Source organism: Mycoplasmopsis felifaucium ATCC 43428 (assembly GCF_000687775.1).
Classification (GTDB): domain Bacteria; phylum Bacillota_I; class Bacilli_A; order Mycoplasmatales; family Metamycoplasmataceae; genus Mycoplasmopsis; species Mycoplasmopsis felifaucium.
Window position 1 is genome coordinate 1 of sequence record NZ_JHXS01000017.1, and the last position, 14,347, is coordinate 14,347.

11 protein-coding genes and 1 pseudogene are annotated in these 14,347 nt (G+C 26.3%); 11 read left to right on the forward strand and 1 reads right to left on the reverse strand.

The genetic code is table 4. The annotated features are described in order from the left end of the window. Positions 1–213: hypothetical protein (locus tag T390_RS03855; protein WP_036436196.1), on the reverse strand; the 213-nt coding region annotated here is incomplete at its 3' end. 160 nt (positions 214–373) lie between these two features. Here T390_RS03855 and T390_RS0102925 point away from each other — a divergent pair. The 11 genes and pseudogenes from T390_RS0102925 to T390_RS0102975 all read left to right on the forward strand — a co-directional run. Further along, complete coding sequence (locus T390_RS0102925; protein WP_027335005.1) at positions 374–1,042, forward strand: potassium channel family protein; 669 nt, start codon at positions 374–376, stop codon at positions 1,040–1,042. Positions 1,043–1,271: 229 nt separating this feature from the next. Continuing rightward, positions 1,272–1,706, forward strand: a complete 435-nt coding sequence (mraZ, locus tag T390_RS0102930; RefSeq protein WP_211246826.1) for a division/cell wall cluster transcriptional repressor MraZ — start codon at positions 1,272–1,274, stop codon at positions 1,704–1,706. A gap of 2 nt (positions 1,707–1,708) precedes the next feature. After that, positions 1,709–2,614, forward strand: a complete 906-nt coding sequence (gene rsmH, locus T390_RS0102935) for a 16S rRNA (cytosine(1402)-N(4))-methyltransferase RsmH (protein ID WP_027335007.1) — start codon at positions 1,709–1,711, stop codon at positions 2,612–2,614. Between the two features lie 10 nt (positions 2,615–2,624). Continuing rightward, the gene (locus T390_RS0102940) at positions 2,625–3,821 is read left to right on the forward strand and encodes an MAG3720 family protein (protein ID WP_027335008.1); all 1,197 of its coding nucleotides are present in this window, start codon (positions 2,625–2,627) and stop codon (positions 3,819–3,821) included. A gap of 17 nt (positions 3,822–3,838) precedes the next feature. Next, on the forward strand, positions 3,839–4,984 hold the full coding sequence (locus T390_RS03860; protein ID WP_051590862.1) for a cell division protein FtsZ: 1,146 nt from the start codon (positions 3,839–3,841) through the stop codon (positions 4,982–4,984). Between the two features lie 218 nt (positions 4,985–5,202). Continuing rightward, positions 5,203–8,109, forward strand: a complete 2,907-nt coding sequence (locus T390_RS0102950) for a hypothetical protein (protein ID WP_027335009.1) — start codon at positions 5,203–5,205, stop codon at positions 8,107–8,109. 146 nt (positions 8,110–8,255) lie between these two features. Continuing rightward, positions 8,256–10,679, forward strand: coding sequence for an endonuclease/exonuclease/phosphatase family protein (locus T390_RS0102955; RefSeq protein WP_027335010.1), 2,424 nt, complete (start codon positions 8,256–8,258; stop codon positions 10,677–10,679). A 132-nt stretch (positions 10,680–10,811) separates the two neighbouring features. Beyond that, positions 10,812–12,086 (forward strand): hypothetical protein, encoded by a 1,275-nt coding sequence (locus tag T390_RS0102960; protein WP_027335011.1) that lies wholly within the window; start codon positions 10,812–10,814, stop codon positions 12,084–12,086. 161 nt (positions 12,087–12,247) lie between these two features. Continuing rightward, a complete protein-coding gene (locus T390_RS0102965) occupies positions 12,248–12,781 on the forward strand; it encodes a hypothetical protein (RefSeq protein WP_156930759.1) in 534 nt (177 codons plus the stop codon). A gap of 117 nt (positions 12,782–12,898) precedes the next feature. After that, positions 12,899–13,468 (forward strand): hypothetical protein, encoded by a 570-nt coding sequence (locus T390_RS0102970; protein WP_156930760.1) that lies wholly within the window; start codon positions 12,899–12,901, stop codon positions 13,466–13,468. A 571-nt stretch (positions 13,469–14,039) separates the two neighbouring features. Next, a pseudogene (locus T390_RS0102975) lies at positions 14,040–14,347 on the forward strand (hypothetical protein); the annotation flags it as partial.

Here is a 14,347-nt window from a genome sequence, read left to right on the forward strand (position 1 = left end):
ATTCAAAATTTTATGTGCTTTAGTTATAGAAATATGATTAAAATGAACCTTGAATCTGTTTCTATAAAATATTTGATTTGCGTATTCTAAGTCTTTTTCAGAATCATTAATGTAAACGTGAATGTGTTTAGATCTATATTTTATTTGGCTATTATATGAATGTTTCACTGTTGTTTCGATACAGTAAACATTGTTTAAACTTTTAAATTTCATTATAATTATATTGCCCTTTCTATTTGGTTGTTATATTTATATTTTAGGGCAAAAATTATAAAAGTGGGGTTCAATTTTGGAACCTCACTTTTATAATGAATACTACTAAAAATTTTGCAAAAATTATATAATTTAAGCATTATTTATAAACGGAGAAAATATGCGTCGTAATAGTCAACAAGATATTTGTGTAATTGGTGTGGGTCGTTTTGGATCGTCTGTTATTAACCAATTAGCTAAAATGAATAAATCATTATTATTAATTGATAAAAATGAAGAACTCCTTAAAGAATTTACTGATGTAGCTCAAAAAGTTGTGGTTGCAGATGCCGCAAATATGAAATCTTTAAAAGCTTTAAACATTCAAGAAATGGATACAGTTATTGTAGCTGTACCTGAAAATATTGAAATTGTGGCTGCTTTATTAGAGTTAAATGTAAAAAATATTATTGCAAGAGCTCAAACTCATAGACACGCACGTGTTTTGAAACAAATTGGAGTTAATATTATTATTCAACCTGAATATGAAGCAGGCGTCCGTACTGCGTTGATAGCATCTAATCAAAACTTTATTAAATTTAGCCAAAATTTACAAGAAATTGGTAATGGGTTCGTAATGGGTTCTACTACATTAAATAATGAAAAATACAACAATAAAAACATTAAAGATATCAAATTCCACGATAAACGTGTTAGCGTCGTTTTAATTAAAAGAGGTTCACAAAACATTCTTCCTAGTGGTTTAACTACTCTTGAAAAAGGTGATTTATTAACCTTAGTTGGTAAAGTGGAAGACGTTACCGATGTTTTAGGTGAACTAAATCAATAATTTGTCCCACTTCTTCACTATATGGAAATTTCCATATTTTAAAAATTAAATTATTTTAAATTAGTGCATTTTTGATGAATAAATCAACCAAAAATGCTCTTTTTTTATTTTTTACAAATTTAATTAGTTTTTTAATGTTAAGTTTCCTGATTTTTCTTTATTTTTTCAAGCCAATTTTCTTGCCTTTTACTATAAGTAAATGTATAATAGTGGTGAATAGTGGAGAAAAATGGAAATATACGGAACATATAACAGAAATGTGGACGATAAAAATAGAATAATGATCCCAGCCAAACTGCGGGACAGTTTAGGGTCAAAATTCTTTATGACTATCGGATTAAGTGGTGCAGTTGAACTTAGAAGTGAAACTGCATTCAAAAAATTTAGTTCTAAATTATTAAACCAAAGTCAGTTTAGCAAAGAAGCTAGAATTCTTCAAAGAGCTTGACTTGGAAATAGTTGAGAAATAGAACTTGATTCACAAGGACGTTTTATAATCCCAAAATTATTTTTAGAAAAAGCTACTATTCAAAAAGAAGCTATTCTCATTGGCGTTGGTGAACTCATTGAATTATGAGGAGCCGAAAAATATGAGGAATATTGTCAATCAATAGATGAAGATATTCTTGAAAAAGCTGCTGAAAAATTAGCTAGTAAGGAATAAATATGACTAATAAACATATTTCTGTCTTACTAAATGAAACCGTGAATGCCTTAAACATAAAACCCGATGGAACTTATGTTGATCTAACTTTAGGGATGGGCGGTCACGCAAGCTTAATTTTGAAGTACTTATCAAAAAATGGAAGATTAATTGGTTTTGATAAAGACGCATTTGCGATAGAAGAAAGTCGCAAACGTTTAAACAAAATTAATGATAACTTTATTTTAATTCACTCAGATTTTAAGAATATAACAAGCGAATTAAGCAAAATAAATGTTACTTCTGTTGATGGTATTATTGCTGATTTAGGAATTTCAAGTCCTCAAGTTGACAATGACGAACGCGGCTTTAGTTACAATAAAGACGCACGATTAGACATGAGAATGGATCAAAGTCAAGAACTCGATGCATACTATGTTGTTAATAATTATAGTGAAGGTGAATTAATTAGAATTTTTATTGACTACGCCGAGGTAAAACTTGCAAAACAAGTTGCGAAGGCCATCATTAAAAACCGTCCAATTAAGACAACACTAGAATTAGCTAACGTCATAAGGGAATCTTATCCTGCTAAACTTGTGAAATTAAAAAATCCTTGCAAAGCAGTGTTTCAAGCTATAAGGATCGAAGTAAATAATGAATTTGAATCCATTCAAGATATGCTTAATCAAGCTATCAAATTATTAAATAAAAATTCAAGCTTAGCAATCATTAGTTTTCACTCATTAGAAGATAAAATTGTTAAAAACTTTTTTGGTAATTTTATTAAGGATAAATTGCCATCAAAAATGCCAATTAATGAAGTCAAAAACTATGTTGTTAAAGTCATAAACCCAAGCAAAACCGAAGAAGAAGAAAACAAAAGAGCACGAAGTGCAAAGTTAAGAATATTAACAAAATTAATATAAAGGAGGACGAATGAAACTATTTTATGGTATTTTTAGTCTAAAATGTGGCCAAATTATTTTTAGATTATTTGAAAATATTAATTCAAAATACATTGAAATGTATTCTGAATCTGTTTCATTCACTGATTTTGATATTAATTCTCTTAAGTCTTTTGTAAGTACAATTAAAAATAATCTTTCGATGAAGCTCAACAACAAAAAGAACAAAGATTCAAAAATTTCTTTTGCTTATGAAATTGATAATGAATATGCAAAAGAAAACAAAATCAAACTTGAGGTAGTTAAACATCATTTTGACATAACATCTAAAGTAAATGAAAATATTAATGAGCAAATTAAACAAAAAACACTATCAAACAGTGTTTTTGGTTCATTAAACACTGTTAAAACTTTTCTATATGAACTTGAAGATTTAACGGGACAAGTTAAACAATATGCTTCTTTACCAATAAATAAAGAAGGTATTAAATTAACAACTTTTTCATCATTAATGTTTTTTGAAAACAATGCTCAAATTGTTGAAATAATTAACTGTTTAGATCAAAATGGCTTTAAAAATGAAAATGTTTATTTACAAAATCAATGTTTGAATAATCAAAGTCAAGATAATAAAATTAAACTCATTGTAAACTATGATTGAGAACATTTGACTCTTTCAACAGTTATGAATGATGCAGTGATAACTTTTGAAAATTTTTCCGTAAATCTTGAAATATTCAAAAAGGAATTAGCAAAAAGAATTAAAAATAATCAGCTAAGCATTCTAGCTAACAATTCATTGTTAGCAGTTGCAAATAATTGAAATATTTTCAGTAAGTTTGATAAAAACACTGACGAATATACAATTTTTAGTTGTTTAAATAATTTAATTTCACAATGTGCTAAAAAAGTTGAAAACCACTATAAAACAGCAGAAATGGAAATATCTGAAATTATTTTATACGGTTTAAATAATGATTTTCTTTTTGAAAGTTTAAAAAATAGCAGTCTAAAATCTAAAATTTCTTTAGCGGAAAAATTAAACAAAAATCAACAAGCAAATATGACAGTTATAAATGCGTGTCAACTATTAAATAATTCAAAATTTAATGGAGAAAATATGCTAAAAACTCTAAATATTTCACAAGAAAACAAATCAAGATTCAACTGATTTAAAAAACTGTTTCATATGCCAAACAAGCCTAGTTTTGCAAAATCTATCTCTTAAAAGTCAGGAGCATAATAATGAATGATGAAAATAATTCTTGTTCTTATGGCATTAAGTTAAAAGTTGTTGGTGTAGGTGGAGCTGGCAACAACTCAATAAACTTTTTGCTAAATGAACCTTTAGATAATATTGATTATTTTGTAGTTAATACAGATCATCAAGCATTATCTATAAGTAAATGTGAAAATAAATTATTATTAGGTTCTGGCATAAATAAAGGGTGTGGAACTGGCAATGACCCTGAAATGGGTAAACAAATGGCTATCGATAGTACTGAAGACATTAAAACAATGCTTTCTGGTACAGATTTACTAATCTTATGTGCTGGTTTCGGTGGTGGAACAGGAACTGGTGCTACACCAGTGATTGCAAAAATTGCTAAAGAGTTAAATATTTTAACTATAGCAGTTGTAACAAATCCATTTGAAACTTTTGAAGGCACAACTAAAAAAGTGGTAGCTGCAAAAGGTATTAATGAATTAAAAAAATATGTTGATTCTTACATAATTGTTTCAAATCAAAAACTTTTAGACAACTATAAACATTTACCATTTATGGAAGCTTTAAAGTATTCAAATGTTATTCTGCAAAATACAATTAAAATTATCTACGATATTCTTTTTGAAAAAAGTTGCTTAAATATCGATTTAAACGACTTAAGAAATGTATTCAAAAATGGCAATGAAGCTATTGTAGGATATTGTAAAGATTCAAGCAAAGATAAGGTTAAAAACGCTACACAAAAAGCATTAAAAAACCCTTTGTTTGAAAGCGATATCAAAACTTGTACCAAAATGCTTGTTAACTTCAAATTCGATTCAAAAGTTCCTTTAGAAGCTATCCAGGTAGCGAACGCTGAAATCGATAAGGTGTTTGATAACCGCTCAAATAGCATCCAAAAGAAAATCGGGGTAATGATAGATCAAAGCAATGATAAAAACGATTATTTTGAAGTAGGAATCATCGCTTCAGGTCTAAACGACGACGAACAACTTAATACTAATGTAATTAAAAATTTTGATGCAATTAATAATTCTGATGATATAAATTCTGATTTTGAAGCCTTTAATATGTCAAAATTAAATGTTTCAAATCATACTGATGAACTCGTTAATGAAACTGTTAGTTCCGACAAAACTAACTTACCTGAATTCTTAGTTTAATAATTTATAGTTATTTATACCGCACTTTAAAAGTGCGGTTTTTTATTGTTTTATAGGTTTTTTGGTAAAAAGTTAAATTTATTTTTTGTGCCTTGACAATTCATTTGAGGGGTTTTACAAAAAAAAAAAAAAAAAAAAATAAAGCATAAAAGCAAAATAATGGATAATATTTATATAAAAAAATATATTTTTATGAAAAATTCACATAAGGAGTTATTATGGCATCAAATAAATCAAAAACATTAACAGGTTTAGTTATTGCAACAAGCGGAACAATTATTGCCGCAAGTTCAGCGACTGCACTAGTTGTTAATGCCAAGGATAAAGAAAGCCAAAATAAAAGTATTCTTGAAAAACTTAAAGAATTAATAAGTAAGGCTAGCCAATTAATTGAATCAAACAAAGATAATCAAAACATTAAAGGTGCATCTAATGCTCTGCAAAATAGCATTGAAAATGCTCAAGCTTATATAAATAATGATATTAAAAATGATGAGGCTGCAAAAAGCACTTTAGAAGATTTAGATAAAAATATTAAAGCTTTTGAGGCTTCGCTTAATACATCAATAAATGAATCGTTAGCATTGCAAACTGAAATTAAACAATTAGTAGATAATATTACTAATATAGTTAAAGATATGTCAAAAAATGCAAATTATTCAGAAATCATAAGTAATTTATCTGATGCTGTTTTAACTGTACCACAATTATCATTGAATCAACCAATAAGCGAACTTAATAACATTAAAAACTCATTATTAGATGCTATAACAAAAGCAAATGCAGATAAAACCGAAAAAGATAAATTAATTCAACAAGCTATAGATGAATATAATGAAAAAGTAAAAGTCGCAAGCAATTTTATTAACAAATTAAAAGAAACTGATAATGATCCTTTATACTGACAACCTGATAATGATTTAGAAAACATTCAAGGTTTAGCATATAGACTAGAAAATATTATAAATAACGAAACTGAAGAAGCTACAAACCTTAATACTTCAATAGAAATAATTAATAAAATTTCAGGTAATTTACAAGATACAATAGCAAATTCAAATTTTGATTGAATACAAGCTAAAGACGAAAAGGCTAAACTAGCAGGAGATATTATCCAATTACGTAAAGAATTTGCAGATTTAATGGAGCAGTATAAAGATAATCCAAATTATGCAGAACCTAAAAAGTTATTTACAGACGCAATGAATTCTACTGAAAGCATAAATGGAACCACCCCAATGCAAGAATTGCAAAATAAGTTGAACCAAATCCCAAGCGACCTAAATAAAGCTAAAGAAATAGTCTCTCAAATTACAGATAATGTTGGAGCAATTAATATTACAATAGACGCATTAGAAACCTTTAAAAATAATTTAAAAAATGCAAATCAAAATAATTTATATGATGCTGGAATTACTTATTTAGAAAATCAAATAAGTTCATTTAGAGAAATGCTTACTAAAGAAACTACTTTAGATAAAATAAAAGCTTTAGCTACAACTGTTTCAAATGAATTAGTAAATGCTAATGCTTGAAAAGATAATGTTGATTTAATTAATCCTAAATTAACCGAAGCTAACAATTTATTAAATAAAACTTATGATCCAGCATTCCAAAGAGATGTTGAAATCCTTAGAAACGCTTATAATGATGCGTTAAACAGTATTAAATCAAATAACCCTGATAATATAGCAACGCAAAAAAATAACTTAACTACTATTATTGATAACTTTATTAATAACTTAAACGCATTTAATGACGATAAAAAACAAACTATTGATGAATACAATGTAGTTAAAAGAAATCTAAATAATTTAAAATCAAGTGCAGAAATTAATAAAGCAAAAAACGAACCAGAATTTACTGCCTTAATTAATAAATTAGAAGAAACTTTAAATAAGCTTCCTGATTTAGGCGAAAACAATAATCGTGATGAAATTATGGATAAATACGATTTAGCCGAAGAAACACTTACTGAATGTTTAGCTAAAAGTCATGAATTAATTGACGAATACAACGATAAAAAAGCTGAATTAGCCCAATTAATAACTCAAGCAAACGATGTATATAATGAACATAAAGACAATTCTAAATTAAGCTTATATTCAAATAATTTAAATAATGCTATCTCACAAGCTGAAACAAACAAAAATCCTTCTTATCAACAAATATCAACGTATTTAGCTGATATTAAAGCTAAAATGACAGATTTAGAGAATAAAGCTGCTTTATTAACTAAAGAAGATAAAACAGAAGTTGAAAAAAATGAAACAGAAATCATAGAAACAAATAACTTTGCTATGGATCCTTTATTGTTAGTAGGTAAATTAAATCAAAATGATATATATAATCAAGCGATGCAATCTGTTGAAGCTTTAAATAGAGAATTAAAACAATATGAAGATAATAATGAGCCGGAAAAAGTTCAAGAGACAATCCAAAAAATAAATGATAAGTTAGAAAATGCTTGAGCTCAAGTTGGATTAGAATTTTTTGGAAACTGAGGATATTATTCAAATAGGTTAGCCACTCCAACTATTAATAATAATAGCGATGGAACATACACTTGAAGCTCGGATATTTGAGAAAAATACACTACTCAAAAATATCCTTTCGCAGTACAAGTTTCAAGCGTGTGAATTTATGATAATTACAAAACCTTTTTTGATGGAGTAAATGAAATCAATGAAGCTTGAAACTGAAAAGATCCTAAAATTCAAGAAGCTTATCAACAACAAAATGCTGATATAAGTAATCCAAAATTAAGTGAAGCTTTATTTGATTATCTATATGAATATTTTGAAAAAGCTAAAAAAGACTTCTTATATCAAATGCCAGAAATTCACGATAAATATTGTGTATACCTTCAAGGTTTAATAATTAAAAATAATAGCAACATTCAAAAACTGCAAGAATGAGTAAATCAACAAGAAAGTCAAACACCAAATAATTCTGAAGCTTTAGAAAAAGCTAAAACATTATTAGAAAAAATAAATTCAGAAAAATGATCTGAATTTACAATTCAAAAAACAAATTCACAAACAATTCAAAATGATTATGATGAATTGAAGAAATTCATAGATGAAACTATCAAACCTGTTGATAATTCAATATCAGCGGAATAAAACACTTAAACCGACAAAATTTGTCGGTTTTTATATTAAATAAATAGTTTTTAAGGAAATTATTCCATATTTTGACTAATAATTAATTTAAAACTAATAAATAGAATAATATTTATTTGCTAATAATTAAATAATTTTAGGAAAATATGAAATCAAAAAATAAAAAGCTTAAATTTTTAACTCTTGTTCCTTTGTCAATTTGTGCTTTGCCATTTGTAATTACGAGCTGTAACAACGCAACAGAATCAAATAACACTACAAATGACAAATTTGGAGATTTAGTCGATTCTAATAATGATAATGGCAAAAATAATATAAACAATAATATTGAAAATAGTATGAATAACGCTAATACTAACAATAACAAAAACATAGAGAATACAGAGAGCACCAAAACGATTGATAATACAGTTGTAAATAATCTAAACAAAGAAGAAAATGCTACAAAAAAAGAAAATGCTATCAATAATAAAGATAATGACGCAACCCAAACATCTCAAGTAAATGAAACTAACAAAACAGAAGAAATACAAAATAACGAGAACGCCTTAAACAATACTGAAAAAGATGAAAATTCAGAAGTTGATAATAATCATGAAATTTCTAACACTGAAGCTAGCCCAAAAGAAAATGAAATAGGCAATCAAGAAAAAGATTCTAATAATAAAGAATTAGAAAACACAGATGAAAATGATAATAGCATAAACAGTGAAACAATTGCAGACAATGAAGATCAATCAACAGATAAAAAAGAAACTGAACTAGATCAAAGCAATGAAAATAGTATAGAACCATCCGATAATCAATCAGATATTGTCGCAGAGTCAGAAAATAAAGAAGTCGAATATACAAATTCAGAAAATTCAATTAATTCAAACAACAATTCTGATGAAAACAATAGTAATGAACCAAATGAAGAAGAGTCGAACAAAACAATTAACGATTCAGAAAACACTAATCCTAAGAGCGATTTAACAAATGATGATTCAGAAAATAATAACCAAAATGAGCAACTAAACGAATCGTCTAAATATTTAGTTCCACAAGCTTATGAATTATCAAAATCAAACACTTTATTTATAGTTGATAAAACTAAGATAAACGAATTAATTAATAAGCTTGAACAAATAGTTTCAAATAACGCTTCGCCAACAAATGCTATTAAAGTTGAAAACGGTAAACTAACTTTTAAACAAAAAAATAACAGTAAGCAAATTGATATACCTGAAATTACAATTAATTCAGATCTTAATCCAACAGTAATTAAAACTCACGGAACAAATACAATTGGTTGAGATAATTTTAGAGGTAATACAAAAGGTTTATATGTAGACAAAATTTCTGAAGGTAATTTTGATATTAAATGACAATTAAAATTATCTAATGGATCATTTTCAAGTGAAATATTTACATTAACAATAAGCAATTCTGATAGTCAAAATAATTCAAATTACGGTAATGTTGAAACTTCGCAAAATAATGACAATGAATCTTTAGAAACAACTAAACCACAAGAAAATAAACCAAGCAAAAATGATGCAAATATTCAAAATAATACACCGGCCATAAATTCAAATAAAGTAAGAATAGGTTTTTGAAACGTATTAAACTTCGGTGATGATGCTCCTAATTATAAATATGAAGCTTTAGCAAGTGTGATTTACAAAAATAACTATGATTTAGTTGGTTTAGTAGAAGTTGATGGCAAAAATGCTGTTAATAATTTGGTTTCTAAATTAAATGAACTCTACAAAACTGATAAATATGACTACTTACAAACCGATAAAAAAGTAGGGCATAAATCCTTAAGTTCTAGAAGCAATGTTCCTGAGTACGCTTCATTTATATATAACAAGCAATTACTAAAAGCCTTACCATTTGAAAACAACCAAAAAGTTTTAGTTTATGATAATTCAACTTGAAATAATTTTGGCGAAACTAATAGCTTAAAAGCTAGAGGTTATATGAGACCTCCAGCAGGTGTTAAATTTGAAACTTTAGGTAATATTAAAAATAATTTTACTTATGTTATAAGCCATTTTGATTCACCTGGTAAAGACACAAAAAACAAAGAAGGTTCGCATAAAACTATTAGAGGTGGTGGTGCCCAAGAAATTACTGAAGCATTAAATTTAAAAAATGCAATGGATTGATTCGATATTAAAGACGGAGCAAATGACGACTTAATTTTTGCTGGTGATACTAATATAATTAGAGGCAAAGAATCTGAAGCATTCGCACCAATCCTTAATTCTTATGAATCATTATTGGCAGATACTGCTAAAAATTCAACAAGTTTATCAAAAACAATGAATGTATATAGCGAACCATATGACAAAATATTTATTAAATCAGATTTAACTTATACACAAGGCAATAAATATGATTTATTTAGATTCCCTAATAATGATTATGCATTTGGTAATATAAATTCGTTTAACCAATGACAAAAAATAGTTGAATCAAATGGTAAAAAATATAAAGCAAAAGCTGATTATGTAAGAAGTGCTATATCTGATCATACAACCGTTTGATTTGATTTATTCTTGAATCCAAATGACCAAAATTAAAATTATTGTCTCTAAAAATTTATGAGACATTTTTTATATATTTGTGGCATTTTATGGAAATAAAATTTATATTTAATTATGTATTACTAATATAAATATAATTAATACATATTAATATGCTCAAGGAGGTTTATGAAGCTAAATACATTAGTTTTATCAGTAATGTCTGTAGTTCAAACGGCTACTAATAATAACGTCAATGATCAAGATCAGCACAACAAAATAATAGAATTAACAAATGAATTGGGTTTAATTGAAGATGATTATTCTAATTTCTCAGTTTCAAAGATTAATAGAGATATTAAAAAGAAATTAAGTAAAGAAAAAATTGAACAAATTAAAAATAAACTAAAAGAAACAGGTTCAATAAATGACATTAATTTAGATAATATTAACATTGACGAAATTAAGAATCAAGTTAAAGATGAAATATCAAAAATTCAAACGCAAATTAATAGCGAAAATATTAATATAAAAGAATATACAAAAGAAGTGAAAAGTTATTACAAGAGAATAGCTACAGATGCAAAAAATAATTATTTCGTAAATGATGATGGACAAATAAGTTCAAAGAATATATTATCTAAAATTGAATCTTTAACAAACGAATTAAATGAATTTAAAGCAACATTTGAAGAGGTCAGCAATAAGATTCAATTATTAATTAAATTATCAACAACATTTAAAACATTAACTGCAGTTTTAGCGAGTGCAGCAGCCGTTTCATATATTTGCTCTTTCTTTTCTTTTGGTTCTTCAGCTGTTTTTGCGACTGTATTTTCAGTTGGTGCTGCAATAACAGGATCAATAGCAAGCATTATTGATATGATTATCAATAATCATTCAAAAACGTTGAATATACTTAGCGATGGAATAATAACTTTTTCAAAATCTAAAGAAACTAATCCTTGAGAATTATCTAGAAAAGCACTAACAATGTCATTAAATCTTTCAAAAGCACCACTTAAATTAGCATACTCAACTTTATTAGTGAATATGGGTAAATTCGGAGCAAAAGCGGGTACATATTTAAGTATTGCATCAGCAGCTATTAATGTTGCAGACGCAATCAAATCATTTAGAGAACTTTCTGAACATAATGATAGAATTGATGATTTCAAGAATCAATTTGAAGAAACAGGAATGCACATTGGACAAATGAAAAAAGTAAAATGAACAGTTATTAATGAAACCGTTCAGGATAATCCCTACTATATGGGTGGTACAGGAGGAGTTAATACAGTATTTAAAAACTTAGAAACGAACGAAGTAAAAACATTAGAGGATATGCTTAAATATTCAAAATTTGAATTATATTCAATGGGATTAACTAAATCTAAACATCCTAAAACGGGTGAATATATTAAGACATTACCAAATAAAGTTAAATTTGATAACTTAGGATAAATATGCCATTAACTTTGCAAATAGTTGGATATATAATAACGCTTTGATGTTTAGTTATTCTTATTTTATATTTCGTATGAGTCTATAAATTCAATGTTAATGGAAAACTTTACTTTTCATTAAATTATTTAAGGCAAATTAACATAAAATTAAATAAAAAAATGGTTAAAAGCTTTACTAAAATTTTTGTTTTATTTACATTAATCGCTCTTATAGCAACTTCAATTCCTTTATCAGCTTGAGTAACTTATATAATGATTTGATATAAGAAATTCTTAGATTGAAATATAGCAGATTTCGTAATTATTAATGTATTTGGATATTCATTTATTTTTTTAATTCTTACATCTTCAATAAGAATAATTTGAATGTTTATAGAACTTTTAACCCTTAAACATAATAATGATCTAATTTTATTAGAGGACAAAATCAAAAATAGTGAACTAAGCAACTTACAACTTAACTTTGAAAACATTTACAAAATTAACTTTGATAATAATGAAATAAACAGATATATTATGTATCCAAAAACATTGAAAATTAAAAATGTAAGCAAATATAGTAAATTAATTACATATTGGAACGCAATACAACCATATGAAAAATGCGAACTAGTTGATTTTGATAATCAATTGTTAACTTTCGGCAACATTTATGATGAATTCAAAAAATATGATTGGTTTAAGAATATTTAAAAAATTATGACCTTATATACAGAAATAAAATTATTGTTAGTTATATCACCTTTTATTATTTTGTTTTTATATTTTTTAACTTGGGGAGTTTTAAAAATAAACCAAAGATTGTTAATAGTGTTAAATTATTGTACAAATAAAAATATAAAAATAAATGAAAGATTCTATAATTACTGAACTAATTGCTTTATTTGATCTTCTATTTTAATTTTTGCTTTTGCATTAATTCCAAATGTTTTTGCAATTATGTATTTTACAATTAAGAAATCAATTGATTATACTTTTATAGACTTAGCTTTATTAACTACCTGAATTATTCCCTTATGCATAGCAACCTATTTTTGAATTGTATATCCAAAAATACACAAGATAAACAAAGTTTATAACTCAAATAATAACCTTATTTTACTTGATGATATATTAAGAAATTCCCCTAAATCAGAAGTACAATTAAAATTTGATAAATGAAGAAAAATTAAGATTAAAAAGAATAAATGCATATATTTATCACCTTCAAATAAACCTGGTTATAATACACAAAAATATATTTATTTAAACTTTATAATTCCTTATGGCGAATGTTCATACAAAATAAATAATGAAAATGTAGTTTTAGATTTTAGTAATCTTACTTATGAATTTAATAAAGTTAATTGAGCTACAAAAGAAGATTTCTTCACTTTATAAAACTTTATACATATCTAAATAATTAATTGTATAAAAAGCCTACTTATTATCAGAACAAAATGAATTATTTACAATTAACGAACAAAATAAAGCTGACTTATTAAAACAATTAGAACAAGTTATCACTTCTGCATCACTTAAGAATAGATTCCAAATAAATAATGCTTCTGGTAAAACAATTAGTTACAAAACTAAAAAAGGTAAAAAAAATACTACAGAAAATATAACTGGACTTATTATTAATAATGAAGTTAAATCAGAATTAAGAACTAATTCAAGTAAGGGTAATGTTGAAAATATTGGTTTTGATGGTCAACTAGCTAAGGGTATTTGAGTTTAACAAGCTGAAAGTGGTTTTACTTTAAAATGAAAACTCAAATTAACTGACGGTAGTTGAGCTGATAAAGTTTATACATTAGAAATTACAAAATAATAAAACTTTGAATATATCCAATTTGGATATATTTTTTTAATAATTTTGTGGCAATATTTTCATCTTTATACACTCCAATTAAGATAGTTAACAATTAAATTTATAATTTAATTACGTAATTAGAAATAAAGAGGAATTATGAAAAAAATATTGAAAAAACTTAAACTTCCATTACTAGGAGGGTTATCTATAGCTTTTATTCCAACTATTGCCGCTAGTTGTGAAAAAACAGCTGAAAAAACCAAAGAAACTGAAAAAACAGCAGAAACTAAACCTGTAGATACAAAACCTGCTGAAGGAACTACAGAAGGTTCACAAGATACAAAACCAGCTGAAGGAACTGCAGAAGGTTCTCAAGACACTAAACCCGCTGAACGAACTACAACAGAACAACCTACAACAGGTGAAACTACTACAACACCAGTAGAAACTAAAGATCAAGAAGA